This is a genomic window from Pandoraea faecigallinarum, from assembly GCF_001029105.3.
GTDB lineage: Bacteria > Pseudomonadota > Gammaproteobacteria > Burkholderiales > Burkholderiaceae > Pandoraea > Pandoraea faecigallinarum.
On record NZ_CP011807.3, the window covers coordinates 1,826,407 to 1,850,019 of the forward strand.

22 protein-coding genes and 1 tRNA gene are annotated in these 23,613 nt (G+C 62.8%); 19 read left to right on the plus strand and 4 right to left on the minus strand.

Annotated features, from left to right (window positions below; all coding sequences use genetic code 11):
- Window positions 1–6 precede the first annotated feature (6 nt).
- Window positions 7–798, plus strand: a complete 792-nt coding sequence (locus AB870_RS08205) for an MBL fold metallo-hydrolase (RefSeq protein ID WP_047907628.1) — start codon at window positions 7–9, stop codon at window positions 796–798.
- Between the two features lie 88 nt (window positions 799–886).
- Here AB870_RS08205 and AB870_RS26325 read toward each other — a convergent pair whose 3' ends face one another.
- A complete protein-coding gene (locus AB870_RS26325) occupies window positions 887–1,144 on the minus strand; it encodes a hypothetical protein (RefSeq protein WP_072617452.1) in 258 nt (85 codons plus the stop codon).
- A gap of 178 nt (window positions 1,145–1,322) precedes the next feature.
- Window positions 1,323–2,543 (minus strand): ribosomal protein uL16 3-hydroxylase, encoded by a 1,221-nt coding sequence (locus AB870_RS08210; RefSeq protein ID WP_047907629.1) that lies wholly within the window; start codon window positions 2,541–2,543, stop codon window positions 1,323–1,325.
- 86 nt (window positions 2,544–2,629) lie between these two features.
- On the opposite strand from AB870_RS08210, the gene AB870_RS08215 reads away from it, so the two are divergent.
- A complete protein-coding gene (locus AB870_RS08215) occupies window positions 2,630–3,157 on the plus strand; it encodes an FKBP-type peptidyl-prolyl cis-trans isomerase (protein WP_047907630.1) in 528 nt (175 codons plus the stop codon).
- A gap of 215 nt (window positions 3,158–3,372) precedes the next feature.
- Here the strand turns inward: AB870_RS08215 and AB870_RS08220 are convergent, their stop codons facing one another.
- Together AB870_RS08220 and mutS are read right to left on the minus strand one after the other, a co-directional pair.
- Window positions 3,373–4,794 carry a hypothetical protein gene (locus tag AB870_RS08220; RefSeq protein ID WP_053059626.1) on the minus strand — a complete coding sequence of 474 codons (1,422 nt, stop codon included), beginning with the start codon at window positions 4,792–4,794 and terminating at the stop codon, window positions 3,373–3,375.
- Window positions 4,795–4,821: 27 nt separating this feature from the next.
- Window positions 4,822–7,485, minus strand: a complete 2,664-nt coding sequence (gene mutS, locus AB870_RS08225; protein WP_047908971.1) for a DNA mismatch repair protein MutS — start codon at window positions 7,483–7,485, stop codon at window positions 4,822–4,824.
- Between the two features lie 432 nt (window positions 7,486–7,917).
- Here mutS and AB870_RS08230 point away from each other — a divergent pair, with 432 nt between their 5' ends.
- The 17 genes from AB870_RS08230 (at window position 7,918) to nuoK (ending at window position 23,602) form a co-directional block, all read left to right on the plus strand.
- The gene (locus AB870_RS08230; RefSeq protein WP_053059627.1) at window positions 7,918–10,089 is read left to right on the plus strand and encodes a sensor domain-containing diguanylate cyclase; all 2,172 of its coding nucleotides are present in this window, start codon (window positions 7,918–7,920) and stop codon (window positions 10,087–10,089) included.
- A 252-nt stretch (window positions 10,090–10,341) separates the two neighbouring features.
- Window positions 10,342–10,710: a response regulator transcription factor gene (locus tag AB870_RS08235; protein ID WP_053059628.1), complete on the plus strand. Its 369-nt coding sequence runs from the start codon at window positions 10,342–10,344 to the stop codon at window positions 10,708–10,710.
- Between the two features lie 439 nt (window positions 10,711–11,149).
- Window positions 11,150–12,154: an NAD(P)H-quinone oxidoreductase gene (locus AB870_RS08240; RefSeq protein WP_047907631.1), complete on the plus strand. Its 1,005-nt coding sequence runs from the start codon at window positions 11,150–11,152 to the stop codon at window positions 12,152–12,154.
- A gap of 181 nt (window positions 12,155–12,335) precedes the next feature.
- A complete protein-coding gene (gene tpiA / locus AB870_RS08245; protein ID WP_047908974.1) occupies window positions 12,336–13,103 on the plus strand; it encodes a triose-phosphate isomerase in 768 nt (255 codons plus the stop codon).
- A gap of 91 nt (window positions 13,104–13,194) precedes the next feature.
- Complete coding sequence (gene secG, locus AB870_RS08250; RefSeq protein ID WP_047908975.1) at window positions 13,195–13,563, plus strand: preprotein translocase subunit SecG; 369 nt, start codon at window positions 13,195–13,197, stop codon at window positions 13,561–13,563.
- 142 nt (window positions 13,564–13,705) lie between these two features.
- Window positions 13,706–13,790, plus strand: a tRNA-Leu gene (locus AB870_RS08255).
- A 130-nt stretch (window positions 13,791–13,920) separates the two neighbouring features.
- Complete coding sequence (locus tag AB870_RS08260; RefSeq protein WP_039368621.1) at window positions 13,921–14,280, plus strand: NADH-quinone oxidoreductase subunit A; 360 nt, start codon at window positions 13,921–13,923, stop codon at window positions 14,278–14,280.
- A 48-nt stretch (window positions 14,281–14,328) separates the two neighbouring features.
- On the plus strand, window positions 14,329–14,808 hold the full coding sequence (locus AB870_RS08265) for a NuoB/complex I 20 kDa subunit family protein (protein ID WP_010807413.1): 480 nt from the start codon (window positions 14,329–14,331) through the stop codon (window positions 14,806–14,808).
- A 12-nt stretch (window positions 14,809–14,820) separates the two neighbouring features.
- Entirely contained in the window at window positions 14,821–15,420 is a 600-nt protein-coding gene (locus AB870_RS08270) for an NADH-quinone oxidoreductase subunit C (RefSeq protein ID WP_047907632.1), read from the plus strand.
- Between the two features lie 9 nt (window positions 15,421–15,429).
- Window positions 15,430–16,683 carry an NADH-quinone oxidoreductase subunit D gene (locus AB870_RS08275; RefSeq protein ID WP_047907633.1) on the plus strand — a complete coding sequence of 418 codons (1,254 nt, stop codon included), beginning with the start codon at window positions 15,430–15,432 and terminating at the stop codon, window positions 16,681–16,683.
- Between the two features lie 170 nt (window positions 16,684–16,853).
- On the plus strand, window positions 16,854–17,354 hold the full coding sequence (gene nuoE / locus AB870_RS08280; protein ID WP_047907634.1) for an NADH-quinone oxidoreductase subunit NuoE: 501 nt from the start codon (window positions 16,854–16,856) through the stop codon (window positions 17,352–17,354).
- Complete coding sequence (nuoF, locus tag AB870_RS08285) at window positions 17,351–18,643, plus strand: NADH-quinone oxidoreductase subunit NuoF (RefSeq protein ID WP_047907635.1); 1,293 nt, start codon at window positions 17,351–17,353, stop codon at window positions 18,641–18,643. Before nuoE ends, nuoF begins: the two co-directional genes overlap by 4 nt.
- A 29-nt stretch (window positions 18,644–18,672) precedes the next feature.
- On the plus strand, window positions 18,673–20,985 hold the full coding sequence (nuoG, locus tag AB870_RS08290; RefSeq protein WP_047907636.1) for an NADH-quinone oxidoreductase subunit NuoG: 2,313 nt from the start codon (window positions 18,673–18,675) through the stop codon (window positions 20,983–20,985).
- Window positions 20,986–22,050 carry an NADH-quinone oxidoreductase subunit NuoH gene (nuoH, locus tag AB870_RS08295; RefSeq protein ID WP_047907637.1) on the plus strand — a complete coding sequence of 355 codons (1,065 nt, stop codon included), beginning with the start codon at window positions 20,986–20,988 and terminating at the stop codon, window positions 22,048–22,050. It begins immediately after the preceding gene.
- Window positions 22,051–22,073: 23 nt separating this feature from the next.
- The gene (gene nuoI, locus AB870_RS08300; RefSeq protein WP_047907638.1) at window positions 22,074–22,565 is read left to right on the plus strand and encodes an NADH-quinone oxidoreductase subunit NuoI; all 492 of its coding nucleotides are present in this window, start codon (window positions 22,074–22,076) and stop codon (window positions 22,563–22,565) included.
- A gap of 80 nt (window positions 22,566–22,645) precedes the next feature.
- Window positions 22,646–23,281, plus strand: coding sequence for an NADH-quinone oxidoreductase subunit J (locus AB870_RS08305; protein WP_047907639.1), 636 nt, complete (start codon window positions 22,646–22,648; stop codon window positions 23,279–23,281).
- 9 nt (window positions 23,282–23,290) lie between these two features.
- The gene (nuoK, locus tag AB870_RS08310) at window positions 23,291–23,602 is read left to right on the plus strand and encodes an NADH-quinone oxidoreductase subunit NuoK (protein WP_023596640.1); all 312 of its coding nucleotides are present in this window, start codon (window positions 23,291–23,293) and stop codon (window positions 23,600–23,602) included.
- The last annotated feature ends 11 nt before the right edge of the window (window positions 23,603–23,613 follow it).

Genomic DNA, 23,613 nt, shown 5'->3' on the forward strand with positions numbered 1-23,613 from the left:
CGGGGCGTGCGGTTCGCCAGTTTAGGCAGCGGCAGCGAAGGCAATGCCCTGCTGGTGGAGGCGTCGGAAGGCGCCTCCACGACACGTATCCTCCTCGATTGCGGATTCTCCATGCGAGAGGTCGAGCGGCGCCTTGCGGCACGCTCGGTCGACGTGGCGTCGCTCGACGCCATCGTCATCACGCATGAGCACGCCGACCACATCGGTAGTGCGCTTTCCCTTACTCGCAAGTATCGAATCCCGCTCATCATGAGTTGGGGGACGGGGCAGGCCGTCAAGGTCGCTGCGACGCTCAAGTCCGATGGTGACGACGCGCTGGTGCGTTGGTGCCGTTCCGACGAGCGGTTGGCGGTGGGGGCTCTCGAGCTTCATCCGTACACGGTGCCTCATGACGCGCGCGAACCGTTGCAGTTCGTGTTTTCGGATGGCGCCCGTCGTCTCGGTGTGCTTACGGACGCAGGCTGCCCGACCGCTCACCTGATCGCCACCCTCGGTGGTTGCGACGCGCTGGTGCTCGAATGCAACCACGATCGCGAGATGCTGGCCAACAGCAAATATCCGCCGTCGCTCAAGGCGCGCATTGGCGGTACGTATGGCCATCTGGCGAACGACGCGGCTGCGGAAATACTCGGGGCCATCGACCGCGCGAAGCTTCGGCGCGTGATTTGCGCGCACCTGAGCGAGCAGAACAATACGCCGGCACTGGCGATGGCGGCGATGTCGGCGGTGATTGGCGCTGAGGCGACGGAGATTCTCGTCGCGACACAAGCCGGTGGGTTCGACTGGTTGACGTGTTGACGCGGCGCGTGCCGCGAAACGTGTAGACGCAAAAAAGCCGGTCGAGAGACCGGCTTTTTTTGCTCAACTGCCTCGCGGCAGCGAGAGCTTACTTGCTGGCAGCAGCGTCAGCGGCCGAAGCAACGGCGTCAGCAGCAGCACCAGCAGCCGAAGCGGCCGTGTCAGCAGCAGCACCGGCAGCCGAAGCAGCCGAATCAGCAGCAGCGCCAGCAGCCGAAGCGGCGTCCGAAGCAGCCGTAGCAGCCGAAGCGGCAGCGTCAGCAGCCGGAGCAGCGGCTTCTTCCTTCTTGCCGCAGGCGGTCAGGGCGATAGCCAACAACGAAGCGACGAGGAGAGACTTCTTCATGATCACGTCCTTTTATGGTAGAAGACAAGCGAATAAATATTAGTTACGGTAATACGCTCTTGCCAGCGCAAAGCCGATTGCGAGACATTGGCAATTGAGGATTACCCTTGGTCATGCAAGCTGCTTGGCGAGAAATTATATTGGGTTTTCCCCAACGCGTCACGTCAATCTCGCGCATTTACCCCGCTTTTTTCCTTACGGCGCGCAACTTTCGCCCGGGCTTCGAGTCACGTCCAAGTTCCAACCAACCCGAAGCGTACCAATCGTACAGAATTTCAACGATTTCTTGGTCATTTTGCTCGAATTTCGCACATTCGCCCGCTTTCAGTGCGCGTCGATCGGCAAGCCTGCGTAAGGTGGGGCGCGCATTGACGGGCACTTCCAGCGGTTCGCCGTTGACGTAATACCGGTTGCGCCGATACAACAACTGCGTCTTTGCCGACAGCGTTAGCCCTCGCGCCGATGCTTCGCGTGCGAAACGCACGGTCGAAAGCGGCTTCTGCGGCGGGTCGAAAAACACATGCGACTTGGGCTCGCTCAGCCAGCGTCCCAGAAAATCTTCCACCTCCTTTGGGCCCCAGCGCACGCGCTTGAGCTGCGAGATGAGCGTGTCGATCATTGCCTCGGGCAGCGCGGCAGGATGTTTGACAGCCGGTTGTTCCGGATCTGCGTATCGGCCAGCGAAATGGCGCGCAAACGGCAGTTCTGCCACATTTTCGGCAAGGTAATACAGGAAGTTTTGAAGCATCTCCTGTTCGAGCGGTGCCCGAAAACCGATCGAGTAAGTCATGCATTCGCCTTGCGCGATGCCATCGTGTGCATAGCCAGGCGGCAGGTACAGCATGTCGCCCGGCTCCAGCACCCATTCTTCTTGCGCTTCGAAATGTTCGAGGATGCGCAGCGGCACGTTTTCGCGCCACGTCGTATCGCGTTGCGGACCGATGCGCCAGCGACGCTTGCCATGGGCTTGCAGCAGGAACACGTCGTACGAGTCGAGGTGCGGGCCGACGCCGCCGCCGTCGGTCGCGTAGCTGATCATCACATCGTCGAGACGCGCGTCGGGAATAAAGCGAAACTGTTGCATGAGGGCGTCGATTGCCGGGGCGTGGAGATTCACGCCTTGCACGAGAAGTGTCCACTGCTTGCGCGTGAGCGGCGGCAGATCGCCGGCATCGAACGGCCCGTGATTGAGCTGCCAGCGATTGCGGGCGTGACTGACGAGGCGCGATTCGACGTCGTCCCGGGCCGCGAGTTCGAACAGCGCATCGCGCGAGAGCGGCGCGGCGAAGCCGGGAATGGCTTGCCGGATGAGCAAGGGGCGCTTGTGCCAGTAGCGCTTCATGAACGCGTCGGGCGCGAGGCCGCCAAGCAGGGAGAGGGTGTGGCGAGATGTCGTCATGCGTAATCGATGTAATCGATACAGCCGCTGCCGGGGCGCTGTCATACGGCTGCGCGTATAATGCGGGCTGTTTTTCGGAGAGTTTGATGAAGATCGAAAAGAATACCGTCGTCTCGGTGACTTATAAGTTGTCGGACGCTCAGGGCAACCTGATCGAAGAAAGCGGCGCCGAGCCGATGGTTTATCTGCACGGCGGCTATGATGGCACGTTCCCCAAGATCGAGGAAGCGCTCGACGGGCAGGACGTCGGCTTTGAAACGCAACTGCAACTGGAACCGTCGGACGCCTTCGGTGACTACGATTCCGAGCTGATCAAGATTGAAGAGCGCGGCCGCTTCCCGGATCCGCTCGAAGTCGGCATGCAGTTCGAAGGCACGCCGGAAGATGGCGACGAAGAGTCCGACACGCTGATCTACACGGTGACGGACGTTGCCGAGGACAAGGTGGTGCTCGATGGCAACCACCCGCTCGCTGGCATGGCGCTGCGCTTCGAACTCAAGGTGACCGACGTGCGTGAGGCTACCGAAGAAGAAATCGAGCATCAGCATGCGCATGGTGCATCGGGTCTCGAAATCGTCGACGAAGACGAGGACGGCGCGCCGACGCTGCACTGATCGCCGTTCGCACATTTCGCTTCATTCGCTCCGTTCGCCACGCGTCATGTGATCGCTGACGAGCGACACATGTAACGCCGGGCGGCACGCAGGGCAAACGAGCGCCGGACAGGCGCATCGCCATTGGACGATGCGCCTGTCCGGCATTTTTGTTTGGGGGGCGTGATTGGCATCGCGCGGGCAACGCGTGCGAATCAAGGCCGCGCTGGCCTGACTCAGTTCCCGCGCGTCGCCCCGCGCGAGGACGCTCCCGGTGGCCGTACAGATCCAACGGGGGTGACCCCCTGATTCGGATCCGAGCTGAGTGCCGTCACGCTGGAGGTCGGAGCGGACGCCGGATAGCGCGCCGGATAGGGCGTCGAGTAGGGCGGCGCCGACGACGTGGACGCCGAAGCACCCCCAGGGGCAGAGACCGAGGCCCCCAGCGGCACCCGTGCCGGATCCGCCGTCGTTGCCCCGTCCGGTGCCGGTGCGTGGCTCCCCGGGCGCGAGCCGTTGGTCGCTGGTGCCGCCATGCCGTTCGGCGCCAGCAGCGCGCTTTCGAAGTGAAAGAGCTGAGTGGTTTTCGGATCGACTTTCACGCGAATCCACCGGTTGGCCGTTGGCGATCCGTAGGTGCTGAGTTGTGTGAACGACTTGACGGGCGCGCCATGCGTGTCACGCAAGGGTTGCGCGTGACGCATCGTCTTGCCGCCATCGATGAGTAAAATCGGCGCCTTGAAACGCGCGGCCAATCGCTGCAACTGCGTGCGGAAATCCTTGTACCCGTCCACGCCGCGACGCCCGTTTCGGTCCGAGAAAATGCCGCCCAGACCGCCGCTGCGTGCCGGTTCGAACTCGGGATCCGCCTGGGCCACGATCACCATGCCGATGGCATTTTTCTGCTGGGCATATACGAGGGCGTGTTGCAGCCAGACGCGCGTCGCGATCACGCGATCCTCGAATTCGCCATTGCGCCCGCCCGCAGAACGGTAATTGTTGTTATTGCCCGGCAGATTCAGGCCGACGAAGACGACACCGCGGTAGAACCACCGCACATTCTCGTGATACTGGCGAAAACGCGCCATGTCGCTCTGGCGTGTGAGATCGAACTGCGAGTAGCCGACCGGCCCCGGGCCGAGCAATGCGTCGTCGTCGAAGGCGTGATCGCGCAGGAAATCGAGCCGCTCCACCGGGTTGTAGCTGCCGTCGGACGCTCGTGCGCAATCGGCCCAGTCGTTCGCCCCGGGCACGTAAATCATCGGTTTCGGTGAACTCGCGAGCAGGCTCAGGCGCTGCGTGATGAGGTCGTCACGGCAGGGCTCCAGCGCACTCTTGAGATTACCCGCGTGCAAGACAAACGCCGCCTGGCTGTCGCCGATGCTGGCCAGCACGTTGCGGGTGACAGGCACTTCGGCGTTGTTGAAGGGCGTATTGCCCAACACCGCGAATTCGAACGCTGGCGGCTTCGGTGCCGCCTTGGGCGCCGGCTTGGCCGATGCATTGGCCGACGACTTCGTCGTCTTCGCACTTGCCGGGGTGGCGTACATCAATGCGGGTCCCGCGGCCAATGCCAACGTCGCGAGGCACACGGCCGCCAGACCGGTGCCGGCGCGGCGGGAGGCGTCAGGGGCGCGCGCGACGTGCAGGATCGGCATCGGCATCGATAGAGGGCAGGGCGTGCGTCAGTCGTTCGTACGGCCGCTCATCAGGCCACGAAGTTCGTAGAGAAGATCGAGCGCTTCCCGCGGCCGCAAGTCGTCCGGATCGATTTGCGCCAGGCGTGCGAGCGCCGCTTCGGCGGCGGGGTCGAGCGACGCCTTCCCAGGTGTCCCGCCGTTGGCTGCGCGAGTGGCGAAGGCATCGTCCGAGTTGTCGGCGTCATCTTCGATCGGCTCGACGGCAGCGCGCGGGGCGAACAGGTCGAGTTGCGGTGCGGCGGGGTCGAGCGCCTGCTGTTCGAGCAACGCGAGATGTTTGCGCGCGGCACGGATGACCGGCATCGGCACGCCGGCGAGCTGCGCAACCTGCAAGCCATAACTCTGGCTGGCGGGGCCGTCCTGCACGGCATGCAGGAACACGATGCCTTCGCCATGTTCCACCGCGGACAGATGCACGTTGGCGCACTGCGGGAACTCGTCGGGCAACTGCGTGAGTTCGAAATAATGCGTGGCGAACAGGGTGTAACAACGATTGTGGGCGAGCAGATGACGTGCGATGGCCCAGGCGAGTGCGAGGCCGTCGAAGGTCGACGTGCCGCGTCCGATTTCGTCCATCAGCACGAGGCTCTGATCGGTTGCCGTATGCAGAATCGCAGCCGATTCGGTCATCTCGACCATGAACGTGGAGCGTCCACCCGCGAGATCGTCGGATGCGCCGATACGCGTGAAAATTGCATCGAGCGGGCCGAGTCGCACGGCCTCGGCGGGCACGTAGCAGCCGACGTAGGCGAGCAGGGCAATGAGCGCTGTCTGACGCATGAACGTCGATTTACCGCCCATGTTCGGCCCGGTGATGAGCAGCAAACGGCGCGGGTCGCCCAGCGAGCAGTCGTTGGCAATGAAGCGCTCGACCTGTTGCTCGACGACGGGATGGCGTCCCTGACGAATGTCGACCACGCGATCCTGCACCAGCTCGGGCTTCACCCAGCCGAGTGTCTCCGCGCGTTCGGCGAGCGACGCGAGCACGTCGAGTTGCGCAAGTGCCTGAGCGATGCGCTTGAAGTCGGTGATGTGCGGCAGCAGCGCCTGCAGCAGCGCGTCGTACAGCATCTTTTCGCGCGCGAGCGAGCGCTCCTGCGCCGAGAGCGCCTTGTCCTCGAACGTCTTCAGTTCCGGCGTGATGTAACGCTCGGCGTTCTTGAGCGTCTGACGGCGGCGATAGTCGTCCGGCACCTTGTCCGTCTGGCCGCGCGTGACTTCGATATAGAAGCCGTGCACCTTGTTGAATTCCACGCGCAGATTGTTGATGCCGGTGCGCGCACGTTCGCGCGCTTCCAGATCGACGAGAAACTGGCCGCAGTTCTCCGAGATGTCGCGCAGTTCGTCGAGTTCGGCGTCGTGTCCGCGCGCGATGACGCCGCCGTCGCGCAGCATGGCAGCGGGTTCCTCGGCGATGGCGCTGGTGAGCAGCGCGAGCGCTTCGTCGGGAATCGCCAGATCCTCGTGCAGGATGGCGAGCAGCGGCGAGCGCGCTTCGACGGCGCGCAGCGTGGTGTGCAACTCGGGCAGACGGCGCAGGGCGTCGCGCAGACTCGACAGATCGCGCGGGCGCGCCGTAAGCAATGCCAGCCGCGCCGTAATGCGCTCGACATCGGCCACGTGGCGCAGCTCGCCGTTGAGCGCGCGCCAGGTGCCCGGTCCTTCGAGCAGCGTTGCGATGGCCAGTTGACGCGATTGCGGCACTTGCTGATCGCGCATCGGGTGATGCAGCCAATGGCGCATCAAGCGGCTGCCCATGGTCGTGCCGCACGTGTCGAGCAGCGAGAGCAGCGTGGGCGACTCGGTGCCGCGCAGCGTCTCGGTGAGTTCCAGATTGCGGCGCGTGGCGGCGTCCAGGCCAATATAGGCCGCTTCCCGCTCCACGTTCAGACTTTGCACATGGCGCAGCGATTGACCCTGGGTTGCCGCTGCGTACTGAAGCAGGGCGCCGGCGGCACCCAGCGCAGGGTCCAGACCGTCGCATCCGAAAGCGGTGAGGCTGGCCACGCCCAGTTGATCGCGAAGTCGCTGTGTGCCGGCTGCGGTATCGAAGTGCCAGTCGGGAACACGTGTCGCGGTGCCGAGCGCGTAGCCGCCAAAGGCTTCGACGGCGCTATCGGGCAAGAGCGTCTCGGCCGGGCGAATGCGTTCGAGTTCACGTGCGAGCTTGTCGGCGGACACTTCCATCAGACGCAATTCGCCACTCGCGAGCGACAGCCACGCGAGGCCGGCAATGCGTTCGCTTGCGCGTCGCGCGGGCGGCATCTGCACGGCGAGCAAGTACTGGTCGACCTTGTCGCTGAGCAGTGCGGCGTCGGTGAGTGTGCCGGGTGTGACGATGCGAACGACCTTGCGCTCGACCGGCCCCTTCGATGTGGCGGGATCGCCGATCTGTTCGCAGATGGCAACGGACTCACCAAGCTTGACCAGCTTGCCAAGGTATTGCTCGACGGCGTGGTGCGGAACGCCGGCCATGCGAATGGGCTGGCCGCCGGATTGGCCGCGCGCCGTCAGCGTGAGATCGAGCAGGCGCGCTGCCTTGGCCGCATCGTCGTGGAAAAGCTCGTAGAAGTCTCCCATGCGGTAGAACACGAGCATGTTGGGATGCTCGGCCTTAATGCGCGTGTACTGCTGCATCATCGGCGTCATCGCGGGGGTGGCCGATGGGGCCGATGCCGGTGCTGCGGGGGCGGTTGTCGCTTGGGTACTCGTCATGAATGAATTCGGGTCGGGCTGTCGGGCACGATGAGCGCCGGTGCGTCGTCTGCCTGACGACGCGCTCGGTGAACCGGTCGGGGCGATGTCGCCGATGGCACGCATTTCGTCGATATCGATCCGGCCGGTTCGCACCATCGTGGCGCGTTGGATGCGCAATTTTACGACGGGTTCGGGGTATGCCGTTACTGAACCCCCGCCGAAGACTGGCCGACGCGTCGCCGGTGTCACGCATCGAGGCGGATGAGGCCGATGCACGAAGGCGTCGAGTTTTTCTCAAGTTTCCCGAAAATGTGCCGTTTCGGGTGGTAAGCTCTCGCAAAAATAAGCAAAAGCAAGACAAAAGCTACTCTCGTACGGGCCAGCATGGTGAAGTCGTTGAAGGGACGGGTCGCAGCGGCGACAGCACTCGTCTCGATGATATTGATCGTCGGATTGGCCGTCGGGATCGAGTTTTTCGTCTATGGAGAATTGCGAAGCTCGATGCAGGCGCAGCTCGACACGCACGTGAAGCTTGCGGCCGATCAGCTCGACGACAAGTTGCGCTCCAAGTTTCTCGTGCTCCATCGCATGGCCGGCAACATCGGCGATCCCAATGCCATGACGGGCGCGCAGTTCGACGCGTTCACCAAACTGTCGGTGTCGACGCCGCAGACGTTCAACACGATCTTCGTGGCGGCGCCCGACGGTCGCATGCTGTACGACTCGACCTTCCCCGACACACCCCTGAACATCGCCGACCGGGACTATTTTCGACAGGTGCTCGCGGGCGCGCCTCAGGCGGCCTCCAGCGTGATCGCCGGCAAGATCACCCGTTCGCCGGGGGTGGTCCTCGCGGTGCCGGTGACGAATCGTCAGGGCAGGGTGATTGCCGTGGTCGGCGGCGCCGTGAACCTGCTGCGACAGAACTTCATCGTCGATCTGGCGAGCAACCGGGTGGGCGAGACCGGGAGGTACTGTCTGATCACGAACGAGAGTCCGCCACGCTACGTCATTCAGGCGGACGTCACCAAGATCCTGACGACCGTCGGGCCCTCGCAGACCCTTTGCGGCGTGCGCGATGCCGGCTCGAACGATCTGGTCCGCATGCTCCCGCTCGTCGCGCGGGCGCCGATGGCGACGACCGGGTGGTTCGTCGTGGCGGTGCTCCCGGGGGCGGAAGCGTTCAGCCCGATCTCGCGCGTGCGCCGCCAGGTCGCGGTGCTCGCGATTGCGGCAATCGCGATTGCCGCGCTCGTGATGTGGTGGGTCGCGCGCCGGTTGCTTCGCCCGCTCGATACGCTGCGCGATCTGGTGGAACGAAGTGCGGGCGACATGCGGGCGGTGCAGTCGCTGCCGGTGCAGCGTGCGGATGAAATCGGCGCGCTGGCCAATTCCTTTCGCAGCATGATGGAACAGCTCGGCGATCGCACCGAAGCACTCGAAATGTCGCGCGAAGCGGCGCGGGCGAACGCGCGGCGCATGCAGGAAGTGGCGGATCGCGTGCCGTACCTCGTGGCGTTTCTCGATGGGGACGAGCGCTTCGCGTTCGTGAACCGGGCGTGCGAAGTGAGAATGCGGCGCCCGCGTGAGCGCATTCTCGGCGCAACGGCGCGCGAGCTGCTCGGCCCGTCGCTGTATCGCGAATTTGCGCCGCATCTGGCGCGCGCGCTCGCGGGCGAGGCAGCGACGTTCGTCTGGGATTTCGGCGAGGACGCCGCGTACCGCTGCTTCGAAGTGAGCTATCAGCCCGAGTGGGCCACATACAACGTGTTGGCGGGCGTTCACGTATTCGTGCGCGACATCACCGTCGAACGCTCGAACGAGCGGCGCTGGCGGCGAGAGTCGCATACGGACCACCTCACCGGTTTGCTCAATCGCAAGGGCTTCGATCAGGCGCTGTCAGGCGCGGTGCGCCGCGCACGCGAGGGCGCCGGCGCGCAGGCACTGCTGTTCGTCGATCTGGACCGGTTCAAGCTGGTGAACGACACGTGGGGGCATGCGCTTGGCGACGAGCTGCTTCGGTGTCTGGCCAAGCGACTGATTGCGAGCGTACGCGAGGGCGATGTGATTGCCCGCTTCGGTGGCGACGAATTTGCCGTCATCATGCGCGACATTCAGGATCTGCTCGATGTGGAGCGTGCCGCCATGGCGATTCTCGATGCCGCGTCCCGGCCGATGATGCTCTCCGTGGGCGAGGTCTGCGTGGGGGCGTGCGTGGGCGTGGCCATCGTTGCCGGCGGCGAGGACAAGACGTCCGACATGTTGTTCGAGGCCGCCGATCGCGCGCTGTACGATGCCAAGCACGGCGGGCGCGGGCGTTTCGTCCTTAGCAACGGCAACGGCAACGGCAGCGGCAACGGTAGCGGTAATGTCACACCGTCCGGCGATGCGGATTCCGTCGATGCCTCGGTCGATACGGGCTTCGATGCCCTTGACGATTCTGCTGGCGATTTGACTGGCAATTCGACTGGCGATGCGGCGGTTGACCCGGTTGCCGATACGCCACAGGATGCTGCCGTCCACGCCGCGGGTCGCCACGCCGGGTGCCGTCGGTAGGCGGGCACTCACCGGGGCACCGCGAGGCGCCGGTCGTGCGTCGGGTGGGGCAAGCCGGCGCAGCCGATCACGCGACGCGTCCGCCTGTTGCGTTAGCCGCAGGCAATCGGAAACGCGGCGGCGATCATCTTCCCTGAAGTTACGAACACACATTGTCTGGCGCACAATGGGCGACGCCCGTCGTTGGCGATGTGCAGTTTCCGGTCTTGCCGATGGTTCGGGTGTGAGGAAATCTTCTTGGAGGAGGCGGGCATGAAACTGGAAGGCGGACGAGGCCGCGCAGTCACGCGGGTGGCTTCCGACGCAGGGTGGCGCGACGGCGCGCGCCGTGATCCACCGCGTGCATCGCATCGGGCGCCGCGCGAGCGGCAGTCGCCCGATGGTCACGACGACGGGGCGAGACATCGCAGCCTGTCGGCGCGTGAGAACGAAGTGTTTCATATGCTGGTCGACGGCCTGGCCGTCAACGAGGTCGCCCACGCGCTGCATCTGAGCGGGCGGACGGTCGAGTCACACGTCGCGCATATTCTGCATAAGCTTGCGCTCGGCGACAGCGCGGAACTGATCGGCTACGCCGTGCGGCACGGGCTGATCGATGAAGGGGGCGAGGGCGTCGCCTGAGTATCGTTTCGGTATCTCGGGCACGAAGCAGGTCCTCACATTGCGGGTCAATACGGCGCGTCGCGAAGGGTCTTTTCGGATCGTTGCGGCGCGCCCGTCAGCGCTCATGCCTCAGTCGCACCAGTCGCCTCCGGTCGTATCCATCATTACGATGATGCCGTGTGGCGGACTCATGCTCACGTGAAGGCGTCGACATCGTCTTCCATGGGTTCCGCGAGCCCCCCCGCATGCCGCCGTCGGCGTCCCGAAAAATTCCGAATGCCCCTGCCGACGTGCCGCGCCCGCATCGACAGCCGACGCGATTGCGCAGTCGGTGATAAGGTGCTGGCTCGACATCATTTTCACGGAGGGTGCGCGCGCTGGCGTGCCCGTCCATCTCAATGACGAGGGTGCCGCCGCGCTGCTTGACGGCGTCGCCCGAGAACCAAGGACAGACGCGATGAAGGCAATCGAGATCACCCAGTACGGCGCACCGGAAGTACTTAAGCTCACGGAGCGTCCCCGCCCCGAACTCAAGCCGGGCGAAGTGCTCATCAAGGTGAGCGCCTCGGGCGTGAACCGTCCGGACGTGCTCCAGCGTATCGGGCAGTACCCCGTGCCGCCGGGGGCGTCGGATCTGCCGGGACTCGAAGTGGCAGGGGAGATCGTCGAAGGCGCGCTCGACGGCGCGGACAACCGCTGGGGCCTGAAGGTGGGTTCGCGCGTGTGCGCGCTGGTGCAGGGCGGCGGCTACGCCGAATATTGTACCGCGCCGCTCGCGCAGGTGCTGCCGGTGCCGCAGGGGTTGTCGGATGTCGAAGCGGCGTCGCTGCCCGAAACGTTCTTCACCGTGTGGAGCAATGTGTTCGATCGCGCGCGTCTTGGCGAGACCGAGACCGGCGAGAAGGAAACGCTGCTGGTGCAGGGCGGCACGAGTGGCATCGGCGTGACGGCGATCCAACTGGCTGTGGCGCTGGGGCACCGCGTGTTCGCGACCGCGGGCTCCGAAGACAAGGCGCGCGCTTGCGAGGCGCTTGGCGCCGAGCGCGGCATCAATTACAAGACCGAGGATTTCGTCGCGGTCACGAAGGAACTTACCAAGGATCGCGGCGTGGACGTCGTGCTCGACATGGTGGGCGGCGATTATCTGCCGCGTGAAGTGCAGGCGCTGGCGTTCGACGGGCGCATCGCGATCATTGCGTTGCTCGGCGGCAGCAAGGCGACGCTGGACATGGGCGCGCTGCTGCGTCGCCGTCTGACGGTCACGGGCTCGACGCTGCGTCCGCGCTCGGTCGCATTCAAGGCGGCGATCGCGCAAAACCTCCACGACAAGGTGTGGCCGTTGCTCGCGGCCGGCAAGATTCGTCCGGTGATCTATCGGACATTCCCGGCCGAACAGGCAGACAAGGCCCACGCGTTGATGGAAACGAGCACGCACGTCGGCAAGATCGTGCTGACCTGGTAAGCACGCTTGCCCGGGTTTGCCGGGCAACGCCGCGTGAAACCCCCAATTCTTGCGGTTTTGCTCGACGACGAACCGGCGAAATTGACCCTCATGCCCTGGACGCACTAGAATGAGAGGTTTTTCGTCCATACGCATTGGGGGATAAGGCGTGACAACCGGTACCGCAGCTTCGGCTCGCACCATCAGCCGCAAGGCTGGCAAGCTCGTCGTGGGCAATTGGAAACTGCATGGCAGCCTGGCCGGCAACGAGGCGTTGCTGGGCGACCTGCTGGCGTCGCCTGTGCTGAGCGCGCCGGGCGTGAGCGCGGCCGTTTGTGTGCCGTTCCCCTATCTCGCGCAATGCCAGGCCCGCCTTTCCGGGCAGGTGCTGGGGTTCGGTGCGCAGGACGTATCGGCGCAAGTGAGCGGCGCCTTCACCGGCGAAGTCGCTGCGCAGATGATCGCCGAGTTCGGCGCGCGGTTCGTGATCGTGGGGCACTCGGAGCGTCGCGCATATCACGGCGAAACCGATGCGAGCGTTGCCGCGAAGACGCTGCGTGTACTCGACGCAGGCATGACGCCGATCGTGTGCATCGGCGAAACGCTGGCCGAGCGCGAGGCTGGCGAGACGACGGCCGTGGTGACGCGTCAGCTCGACACCGTGCTGGCGGCATTGACGGCGGAGCAGGCGACGCAGATCGTCGTCGCGTACGAGCCGGTCTGGGCGATCGGCACGGGCAAGACGGCGACGTCGGCGCAGGCGCAGGAAGTGCATGCGCATCTGCGTTCGCTGCTGCGTGCGAAGGGAGAGGCGGTGTCGGAGGTGGCGGTGCTGTACGGCGGCAGTGTGAAGCCGGACAATGCGGCCGAATTGTTCTCGATGGCGGACGTCGATGGCGGTCTGATCGGCGGTGCGGCATTGAAGGCGGTCGATTTTCTGGCAATTTGCGAGGCGGGACTGCCGCGCTGATGCCAACGCCGTTCGCGATAACGGCATGAAACAAGTCATGATGCGGCGCACAAATTCGCTGCAAATCGGATTCTTCTATACGGGTGATGAGATGGGGTTGTTGAAAACGTTGTTGATCGTGGTGCAGGTGCTTTCCGCCCTGGGCATCATCGGTCTGGTGTTGTTGCAGCATGGCAAGGGTGCCGACATGGGCGCGGCATTCGGCAGCGGTTCGTCGGGTAGCCTTTTCGGCGCTTCGGGGTCCGCCAACTTCCTGTCGCGCACCACGGCCGCATTGGCCGCAGTGTTCTTCGTAACCACGCTGGGCCTGACTTATCTCGGTTCGTACAAGCCGGCGTCAAACATCGGTGTCCTTGGTAATTTGCCGGCGGCGAGCGCGCCCGCAACGGCGTCCGCACCCGCGGCGGCAAGTGTTCCGGCACCGGCGTCGGTAGCGAATCCGCAAGACGTGCCGAAGTGATGTGGCACACGTCTGTGACAAGTAATGCGTTGTAAAGAAAGTTGAAAAAATATCGAGTTGTGCATTGAACAAAATGCCGAAGAGCGCTACTATAGCGGTCTTGAAGCGATTCGTAAGTGACAGCGGATTGCAGACTATGAATGCCGACGTGGTGAAATTGGTAGACACGCTATCTTGAGGGGGTAGTGGCGAAAGCTGTGCGAGTTCGAGTCTCGCCGTCGGCACCACAGTTCTACGATGCCAGCCTTGCGTTTATGCTTTGGCTGGCATTTTATTTTGTGCTCACCGTTCATCCGCTTTCCGGTCCCCACACCATCGACGAGAGCGGTTCTTTGAACCAACCGAAAGAGGGTAGAGTTGAACCTCGGAACCTATTATCCCGTCCTGCTGTTTCTCTTGGTAGGTGGCGGTCTTGGGGCGGTCCTGATTGGCGTCGGTAAATTCCTCGGCCCCAATAATCCCGACAGCGAAAAACTCTCTCCGTACGAGTGCGGCTTCGAGGCTTTCGAAGACGCGCGCATGAAGTTTGATGTGCGCTACTATCTCGTCGCCATCCTTTTCATCCTGTTCGATCTCGAAACGGCGTTTCTGTTTCCGTGGGGCGTCGCCCTGCGCGATATCGGCTGGGTGGGCTTTATCTCCATGATGGGTTTCCTGCTTGAACTGCTCGTCGGTTTTGTTTTCCTGTGGAAGCGCGGTGCGCTCGACTGGGAATAGGGCCGTCAACGTAGCTGGCAGTATTGCAGAAGGATTCAGGGTAAGCATATGAGCATCGAAGGGGTTTTGCGCGAAGGGTTCGTCACCACCACGGCTGACAAACTCATCAACTGGACGCGCACGGGTTCGCTTTGGCCGATGACGTTCGGCCTCGCCTGCTGTGCCGTCGAAATGATGCACGCCGGCGCGGCGCGTTACGATCTGGACCGGTTTGGCGTGGTGTTCCGCCCGAGCCCACGTCAGTCGGACGTGATGATCGTGGCCGGTACGCTGTGCAACAAGATGGCACCCGCGCTGCGCAAGGTCTACGACCAGATGGCCGAACCGCGCTGGGTGATCTCGATGGGGTCGTGCGCCAACGGCGGCGGCTACTATCACTATTCTTACTCGGTGGTGCGCGGTTGCGATCGCATCGTGCCGGTCGACGTCTACGTGCCGGGCTGTCCGCCGACGGCCGAGGCGCTGGTCTACGGCATCATCCAGTTGCAGTCGAAGATCAAGCGGACTGCGACGATCGCGCGCAAATAACCGCTACCGCCCATGTCCAAACTAGAACAACTCAAGACCACCCTGCAAAACGTGCTTGGCACCCGTGCCGAGCAGTTGGTGGAAGCCCTCGACGAGCTCACGCTCACCGTCAAGGCAAGCGACTATCTCGAAGTGGCGCGCACGCTGCGCGATCATCCCGATCTGAAGTTCGAGCAGTTGATGGACCTTGCCGGTCTCGACTACTCGACATACGGCGATGGCGCCTACGACGGCCCGCGTTACGCCGCTGTCTCGCATCTGCTCTCGCTTACCCACAACTGGCGCCTGCGTGTGCGCGTGTTCGCACCGGACGACGATTTGCCGGTCGTGGCGTCGCTGATCGACCTGTGGAACTCGGCCAACTGGTTTGAGCGCGAAGCATTCGATCTGGTCGGCATCGTGTTCGAAGGTCACCCGGACCTGCGCCGTATTCTCACGGACTACGGTTTCATCGGTCACCCGTTCCGCAAGGATTTCCCGACGTCGGGCTATGTCGAGATGCGTTACGACCCCGAGCAGAAGCGAGTGATCTACCAGCCGGTGACGATCGAGCCGCGCGAAATTACGCCGCGCATCATCCGCGAAGCGCATTACGCCGGTCTGAAACATTAAGGTGGCCTTGTGGCAGACATCAAGAATTACACCCTGAACTTCGGTCCGCAGCACCCGGCCGCACACGGCGTGCTGCGCCTGGTGCTCGAACTGGACGGCGAAGTGATTCAGCGTGCCGATCCGCACATCGGCCTGCTGCACCGTGCAACCGAAAAACTCGCCGAGTCGAAGACGTTCCTCCAGTCCGTGCCCTACATGGATCGTCTCGATTATGTGTCGATGATGTGCAATGAGCACGCATACGTCATGGCGATCGAAAAGCTGCTCGGCGTTGACGTGCCGATTCGCGCACAATACATCCGTGTGATGTTCGACGAGATCACGCGCGTGCTGAACCACCTGATGTGGATTGGCTCGCACGCCCTCGACGTGGGCGCGATGGCGGTGTTCCTGTACGCTTTCCGCGAGCGTGAAGACCTGTTTGACGTGTACGAAGCCGTCTCGGGCGCGCGCATGCATGCGGCGTACTACCGCCCGGGCGGTGTGTATCGCGATCTGCCGGACACGATGCCGCAATATCGTGCGTCCAAGTTCCACAACGAGCGCGCAATCAAGAAGATGAACGAAGCCCGCGAAGGCTCGCTGCTCGACTTCATCGAAGATTTCGCGATTCGCTTCCCGAAGTGCGTCGACGAGTACGAAACGCTGCTCACCGACAACCGTATCTGGAAGCAGCGTCTGGTCGGTATCGGTGTTGTGTCGCCCGAGCGCGCGATGCAACTCGGTTTCTCCGGCGCGATGCTGCGCGGCTCGGGCATTGCCTGGGACTTGCGCAAGAAGCAGCCGTACGAAGTGTACGACCGCCTCGATTTCGAAATTCCGGTGGGCAAGGAAGGCGATTGCTACGACCGCTATCTGGTGCGCGTGGAAGAAATGCGCCAGTCCGCCAGCCTGATCCGCCAATGTGTGAAGTGGCTGCGTGCGAACCCCGGTCCGGTGATTACCGACAACCATAAGGTGGCGCCGCCGTCGCGCGTCGAAATGAAGTCGAACATGGAAGAGCTGATTCACCACTTCAAGCTCTTCACGGAAGGCTTCCACGTGCCCGCCGGCGAGACGTATGCCGCTGTCGAGCATCCCAAAGGCGAGTTCGGCATCTATCTGGTGTCGGACGGTGCCAACAAGCCGTACCGCCTCAAGATTCGAGCGCCGGGCTTCGCCCACCTTTCCGCGCTCGACGAGATGGCAAAGGGTCACATGATTGCCGACGCCGTCGCGATCATCGGTACCCAGGACATCGTGTTCGGCGAGATCGATCGCTAAATGCGCAGCGGGCGCCTCAGGCGCCCGCAGGTTTTATTCGGCAGGGTTTCGCAGGTCGATACCATTGCCGTTCCAGTAGCCGTGCCAGTCGTGCGTGGGCAGTCGATAACCTCGGCGCGCCCGCGCTGGCACGAGCGGGGATAACGTTTTAGAAAACAGTCGGATCGGAAATGCTTTCTCCCGAAGCCCTGAAGAAAATCGACCGTGCCGTTGCCAAATACCCTGCCGAGCAGAAGCAGTCGGCGGTGATGCACGCCCTTGCCGTAGCGCAGGTCGAAAAAGGCTGGTTGTCGCCCGAAGTGATGCAATTCGTGGCGGACTACCTCGAAATGCCCGCCGTTGCGGTGCAAGAGGTCGCAACCTTCTACACCATGTTCAACACGAGCCCGGTGGGCAAGTTCAAGTTGACCGTGTGCACGAACCTGCCTTGCCAGCTCACGCGTGGCGAAGAAATGGCCAAGTACCTGAAGGAGAAATTGGGCGTCGAGTATGGCGATATCACGCCCGACGGCCTCTTCACGGTCAAGGAAGGCGAGTGCATGGGTGCTTGTGGCGACGCTCCCGTCATGCTGGTGAACAACCACCGCATGTGCGGCTTCATGAACGAAGCAAAGGTCGACGCGCTCATCGAAGAGCTGACGGCCAAGGGCGCCGCAGGAGAGAAAGCATGACGTCGCTGCACAACCGTCACATCAAGCCGTTGATTCTTGCCGACCTGAACGGCGAAAACTGGCATCTCGAAGATTACGTCAAGCGCGGTGGTTACCAGCAGCTCGCACGTATTCTGAAAGAGGGCATCACGCCGGAGCAGGTCATTGCCGACGTCAAGGCGTCGGGCCTGCGTGGCCGCGGGGGCGCAGGCTTCCCGACCGGTCTGAAGTGGAGCTTCATGCCGCGCGCGTTCCCGGGTCAGAAGTACCTTGTTTGCAACTCGGACGAAGGCGAGCCCGGTACGTTCAAGGACCGCGACATCCTGCGATACAACCCGCACGCGCTGATCGAAGGTATGGCCATTGGCGGTTACGCCATGGGCATTACCGTCGGCTACAACTACATCCACGGTGAAATCTACGAAGTGTACGAACGCTTCGAAGAAGCCCTGGAAGAAGCGCGCGCTGCCGGTTACCTGGGCGACAACATTCTGGGCACGGACTTCTCGTTCCAGTTGCACGCTCACCATGGTTACGGTGCGTACATCTGCGGCGAAGAAACCGCATTGCTCGAATCGCTCGAAGGCAAGAAGGGTCAGCCGCGTTTCAAGCCGCCGTTCCCGGCGAGCTTCGGTCTGTACGGCAAACCGACGACCATCAACAACACCGAAACGTTCGCCGCGGTTCCGTTCCTGCTGGCTACCGGCCCGCAACAGTATCTGGAACTGGGCAAGCCGAATAACGGCGGCACCAAGATCTTCTCGGTATCGGGCGACGTCGAACTGCCGGGCAACTACGAAGTGCCGCTGGGCACGTCGTTCCCCGAACTGCTCGAACTGGCCGGTGGTATGCGCGGCGGCAAGAAGCTCAAGGCGGTGATTCCTGGCGGTTCCTCGGCACCGGTCGTGCCGGCCGGTCTGATGATGGAAACCACGATGGACTACGACAGCATCGCCAAGGCTGGCTCGATGCTGGGGTCGGGCGCGGTGATCGTCATGGACGAAACGCGCTGCATGGTGAAGTCGCTGCTGCGTCTGTCGTACTTCTACTACGAAGAATCGTGCGGTCAGTGCACGCCTTGCCGTGAAGGTACGGGCTGGCTTTGGCGCGTGGTCAATCGTATCGAGCATGGTGAAGGCCGCAAGGAAGATCTGGACCTGCTCAACTCGGTGGCCGAGAACATCATGGGCCGTACCATTTGCGCGCTGGGCGACGCCGCAGCGATGCCGGTGCGCGGCATGCTCAAACACTTCTGGGACGAGTTCGCCTACCACGTCGAGCACAAGCATTGCTTGGTCGGCGCTCACTAATCCCTTTTGACGCTTGGCATTGAACCGCTATGGTTGAAATCGAAATTGACGGCCAAAAGGTCGAGGTGCCCGAAGGCAGCATGGTGATCCAGGCTGCTAAGAAGAACGGCACCTACATTCCCCACTTCTGTTACCACAAGAAGCTGTCCATCGCTGCGAACTGCCGCATGTGTCTGGTCGAGGTCGAGAAGGCCCCGAAGGCAGTGCCGGCATGTGCAACACCGGTGGCCAACGGCATGATCGTGCGCACGAACTCCGAGAAGGCTGTGAAGGCACAGCAATCGGTCATGGAGTTCCTGCTGATCAATCACCCGCTCGACTGCCCGATCTGCGATCAGGGCGGTGAGTGCCAACTGCAGGACCTGGCGGTCGGTTACGGCAAGTCGGCATCGCGCTATCAGGAAGAGAAGCGCGTGGTGTTCCACAAGAACGTGGGCCCGCTCATCTCGATGGAAGAGATGTCGCGCTGCATCCACTGCACCCGCTGCGTGCGTTTCGGTCAGGAAGTGGCCGGCGTGATGGAGTTCGGCATGCTGGGGCGTGGCGAGCACTCGGAAATCACGTCGTTCGTCGGCAAGACGGTGGACTCGGAACTGTCGGGCAACATGATCGACCTGTGCCCGGTCGGTGCGCTGACGTCGAAGCCGTTCCGCTACAGCGCCCGCACATGGGAACTGTCGCGCCGCAAGTCGGTGAGCCCTCACGATGGCGTGGGCGCGAACCTCGTGGTGCAAGTGAAGAACAACAAGGTCATGCGCGTCGTGCCGCTCGAAAACGAAGCGATCAACGAGTGCTGGATCTCGGACAAGGATCGCTTTTCGTACGAAGGTCTGAATAGCGACGAGCGCCTCACCAAGCCGATGCTCAAGCAAGGCGGTGAGTGGCACGAAGTCGACTGGCAGACGGCGCTCGAGTATGTCGGCCACGGTCTGACGGACATCATCCGCGACTTCGGTGCCGATGCCGTTGCCGCGCTGGCGTCGCCGCACGCCACCGTCGAAGAACTGTACCTGCTGCAAAAGTTCGTGCGTGCGCTGGGTAGCGACAACGTGGATTTCCGTCTGCGTCAGACGGACGTCTCGGGTGGCACCCAGGGCGCCCCATGGCTCGGTCTGCCGATCGCCGAACTCGACACGCTGCAAAGCACGCTCGTGGTCGGCTCGTTCCTGCGCAAGGATCATCCGCTGTTCGCCTCGCGTCTGCGCTCGGCAGTGAAGGCGGGCGGTCAACTGAACCTGCTGCATGGTTCGGACGACGATCTGCTCGTAAAGCTCGCCAACAAGATCATCGCGGCGCCGAGCGCCTGGGTGAGCGAGCTGGCGGGTATCGCGGTCGCCGCCGCAGCTGCGAAGGGCGTCGCCGCTCCGGCAGAGCTGGCCGGCGTGAATGCAAGCGACGTCGCCAAGGCCATCGCCGCATCGCTGATCAACGGTGAGCGTCGTGCGATTTTGCTGGGCAACGCGGTCGTGCAGCATCCGCAATTCGCTCAATTGCACGCGATTGCGCAAGTGATCGCCGACATCACCGGTGCCAAGCTGGGTTTCCTCACCGAAGGCGCGAACACCGTGGGTGGCCATGCAGTGAAGGCGACGAACGCCAAGGGCGCTGCCGCACTGTTCGCGCAGCCCCGTCAGGCTTATTTGCTGCTGAACGCCGAGCCGGAGTTCGACTCGGCCGATGCGAAGCAAGCCCTCACGGCACTCGGCGCAGCGAAGATGGTCGTCTCGCTCTCACCGTTCAAGCACGGTCTCGAATATGCCGACGTGCTGCTGCCGATCGCACCGTTCACGGAAACGGCGGGGACGTTCATCAACGCCGAGGGGCTGCCGCAACACTTCAACGGTGTGGTGCGCGCGCTGGGCGAAACGCGTCCGGGCTGGAAGGTGCTGCGCGTGCTGGGCAATCTTCTGAAGCTGCAAGGCTTCGAGCAGGACACCGCAGAGCAGGTGCGCGACGAAGCGCTGGCCGGCTTCTCGGCAGCGTCGCTCGACAATCGCGCCAAGGCAGCGCTGGCTGCGCCGAAGGCTGCGGGGCAGGGGCTGGAGCGTCTGGCCGATGTGCCGATCTACGCGGCCGATGCATTGGTGCGCCGCGCGCCGTCGCTGCAACTGACCAACGACGCCAAGGCTGCGCTGCGTGCCACGCTGCCGGCTGCGCTATTCGACAGTCTGGGTCTCGCCAAGGGCGACGCGGTGCGTGTGCGTCAGGGCGACGCCGTGGTTACGCTGCCGGCCGTTCGTTCGGAAACGCTGCCTGCCAATGTGGTGCGCGTACCGGCAGCCACGCCGGCGTCCGCTGCGCTTGGCGCGATGTTCGGTGAAATTTCGGTGGAGAAGGCGTAAATGAGCCTGAACGAAGTCATCAATCAATACGGCACGCAGTTGCTGGGCGTTGCCTGGCCGACGGTGTGGGCGCTGGTCCGCATTCTCGTCGTCGCCGTGGTTCTGCTGCTGTGCGTGGCGTATCTGATTCTGTGGGAGCGCAAGCTCATTGGCTGGATGCACGTGCGTCTCGGTCCGAACCGCGTGGGTCCGGCCGGTCTGCTCCAGCCGATTGCCGACGTGTTGAAGCTTCTGCTCAAGGAAGTGATCACGCCGTCGCAAGTCAGCAAGGGCATTTACGCCATCGCGCCGGTCATGGCCGTGCTGCCGGCCTTTGCGATCTGGGCGGTGATCCCGTTCCAGCCGGGTGCGGTGCTGGCCGACGTGAATGCCGGTCTGCTCTATGCCATCGCCATTTCGTCGATTGGCGTCTACGGCGTGATTCTCGCCGGTTGGGCATCGAACTCGAAGTACGCTTTCCTCGGTGCGATGCGCGCATCGGCTCAGATGATTTCGTATGAAATCGCAATGGGCTTTGCGCTGGTCACGGTGCTGATGACGGCGGGCTCGCTCAATCTGTCGGACATCGTGCGCTCGCAGGAGCACGGCATGTTCGCCGGCATGGGGCTGAATCTGCTGTCGTGGAACTGGATTCCGCTGCTGCCGATGTTCATCGTCTACTTCATCTCGGGCATTGCCGAGACGAACCGTCACCCGTTCGACGTGGTGGAAGGCGAGTCGGAAATCGTGGCCGGTCACATGATCGAGTACTCGGGTATGGGCTTCGCCCTGTTCTTCCTGGCCGAGTACATCAACATGATCATCATCTCGGCGCTGGCGTCGGTGCTGTTCCTGGGTGGCTGGAGTGCGCCGTTCGGCTTCCTGTCGTTCATCCCGGGCGTGTTCTGGCTGGCGTTCAAGGTGTTCCTGCTGCTGTCGGTATTCATCTGGGTGCGTGCGACGTTCCCGCGCTACCGCTACGACCAGATCATGCGTCTGGGCTGGAAGGTGTTCCTGCCGTTGACGATCCTCTGGGTGATCGTGGTTGGGGGCTGGATCATGTCGCCCTGGAACATCTGGGGCTGAGGCGAACGGAGTAGAGGAATCCCATGGTAAGGGCAATCAAGGACTTTTTCGGCAGTTTCCTGTTGTTGGAACTGCTCAAGGGCATGGCGCTCACGGGGCGCTACACGTTCGCACGCAAGGTGACGGTGCAGTTTCCGGAAGAAAAGACGCCGCTGTCGCCGCGTTTTCGCGGTCTGCACGCGCTGCGCCGCTATCCGAACGGCGAAGAGCGTTGCATCGCCTGCAAGCTGTGCGAAGCGGTGTGCCCGGCAATGGCCATCACGATCGAATCGGAAGTGCGTGACGACAATACCCGTCGTACCACGCGTTACGACATCGATCTGACCAAGTGTATCTTCTGCGGCTTCTGCGAAGAGAGCTGCCCGGTGGACTCGATCGTCGAGACGCACATTCTCGAGTATCACGGCGAGAAGCGTGGCGATCTGTACTTCACCAAGGAGATGCTGCTCGCGGTGGGCGATCGTTACGAAAACGAAATCGCGGCGGCCAAGGCGGCCGATGCGCCGTACCGTTAATGCAGGGCAGGGCGCGGTGCATGGGTAGCGCGCCCGGTACGGCAACAGACGTTGGCTAATTCTCGGCACACCCGGTGATTATGGAATTCACAACTTTTCTTTTTTACGTGTTTGCGCTGATCCTCGTGGTCTCCGGCCTCAAGGTCGTGACCTCGCGCAATCCCGTACAGTCGGCACTGTTCCTGGTGCTGGCGTTCTTCAATGCTGCGGCGATCTGGATGCTGCTCGAAGCCGAGTTTCTGGCAATCATGCTGGTGCTCGTCTACGTCGGCGCGGTGATGGTGCTGTTCCTGTTCGTGGTGATGATGATCGACATCAATCTCGACGAACTGCGTCGCGGCTTCGGCAAGTTCATTCCGCTGGCGAGTACCGTCGGCGCGATCATGATCGTCGAAGCGGCCCTCGTGCTGATGCGTGGCTACGGCGCCACGCGTGCGCCGGTCAAGGCAGTATCGGCACCTGACGTGTCGAACACCAAGGCGCTTGGCGTCGCGCTGTACACCGACTACATCTTCGCCTTCGAAGTGGCAGGTCTGATCCTGCTGGTGGCCGTCGTGGCAGCCGTTGCGCTCACGATGCGTACCCGCAAGGACCACAAACAGACCGACCCGAGCCAGCAGGTGCGCGTGAAGAAGCGCGACCGCGTGCGTCTGGTGTCGATGCCCGCCGAAGCCCGACAGCAATCCACCGGCACTGACAAGCCGGCGGCGGAATAAGGAGACAGCATGATGTCGTTGTCGCTAGCGCATTACCTGGTGCTGGGCGCGATTCTGTTCGCGATCAGCATTACCGGTATCTTCCTCAACCGCAGAAATGTGATTGTGCTGCTCATGGCCATCGAGCTGATGTTGCTCGCGGTCAATCTGAACTTCGTCGCGTTCTCGCATTACCTGGGCGACATTGCCGGCCAGGTATTCGTGTTCTTCATTCTTACGGTGGCCGCCGCAGAAGCTGCGATTGGCCTGGCCATTCTGGTCACGCTGTTCCGTAAGCTCGAAACGGTCAACGTCGAAGATCTCGACCGCCTCAAGGGTTAACAAAAGCGAAC

Coding starts and splice junctions, on each gene's coding strand:
- nuoE (WP_047907634.1), top strand. CDS start 16,854: ATGCTTTCTCCCGAAGCCCTGAAGAAAATCGACCGTGCCGTTGCCAAA.
- nuoK (WP_023596640.1), top strand. CDS start 23,291: ATGATGTCGTTGTCGCTAGCGCATTACCTGGTGCTGGGCGCGATTCTG.
- nuoF (WP_047907635.1), top strand. CDS start 17,351: ATGACGTCGCTGCACAACCGTCACATCAAGCCGTTGATTCTTGCCGAC.
- AB870_RS08270 (WP_047907632.1), top strand. CDS start 14,821: ATGTCCAAACTAGAACAACTCAAGACCACCCTGCAAAACGTGCTTGGC.
- nuoI (WP_047907638.1), top strand. CDS start 22,074: ATGGTAAGGGCAATCAAGGACTTTTTCGGCAGTTTCCTGTTGTTGGAA.
- nuoG (WP_047907636.1), top strand. CDS start 18,673: ATGGTTGAAATCGAAATTGACGGCCAAAAGGTCGAGGTGCCCGAAGGC.
- AB870_RS08235 (WP_053059628.1), top strand. CDS start 10,342: ATGAAACTGGAAGGCGGACGAGGCCGCGCAGTCACGCGGGTGGCTTCC.
- AB870_RS08265 (WP_010807413.1), top strand. CDS start 14,329: ATGAGCATCGAAGGGGTTTTGCGCGAAGGGTTCGTCACCACCACGGCT.
- AB870_RS08240 (WP_047907631.1), top strand. CDS start 11,150: ATGAAGGCAATCGAGATCACCCAGTACGGCGCACCGGAAGTACTTAAG.
- AB870_RS26325 (WP_072617452.1), bottom strand. CDS start 1,144: ATGAAGAAGTCTCTCCTCGTCGCTTCGTTGTTGGCTATCGCCCTGACC.
- nuoH (WP_047907637.1), top strand. CDS start 20,986: ATGAGCCTGAACGAAGTCATCAATCAATACGGCACGCAGTTGCTGGGC.
- secG (WP_047908975.1), top strand. CDS start 13,195: ATGGGGTTGTTGAAAACGTTGTTGATCGTGGTGCAGGTGCTTTCCGCC.
- AB870_RS08215 (WP_047907630.1), top strand. CDS start 2,630: ATGAAGATCGAAAAGAATACCGTCGTCTCGGTGACTTATAAGTTGTCG.
- AB870_RS08210 (WP_047907629.1), bottom strand. CDS start 2,543: ATGACGACATCTCGCCACACCCTCTCCCTGCTTGGCGGCCTCGCGCCC.
- mutS (WP_047908971.1), bottom strand. CDS start 7,485: ATGACGCCGATGATGCAGCAGTACACGCGCATTAAGGCCGAGCATCCC.
- AB870_RS08305 (WP_047907639.1), top strand. CDS start 22,646: ATGGAATTCACAACTTTTCTTTTTTACGTGTTTGCGCTGATCCTCGTG.
- AB870_RS08220 (WP_053059626.1), bottom strand. CDS start 4,794: ATGCCGATCCTGCACGTCGCGCGCGCCCCTGACGCCTCCCGCCGCGCC.
- AB870_RS08230 (WP_053059627.1), top strand. CDS start 7,918: ATGGTGAAGTCGTTGAAGGGACGGGTCGCAGCGGCGACAGCACTCGTC.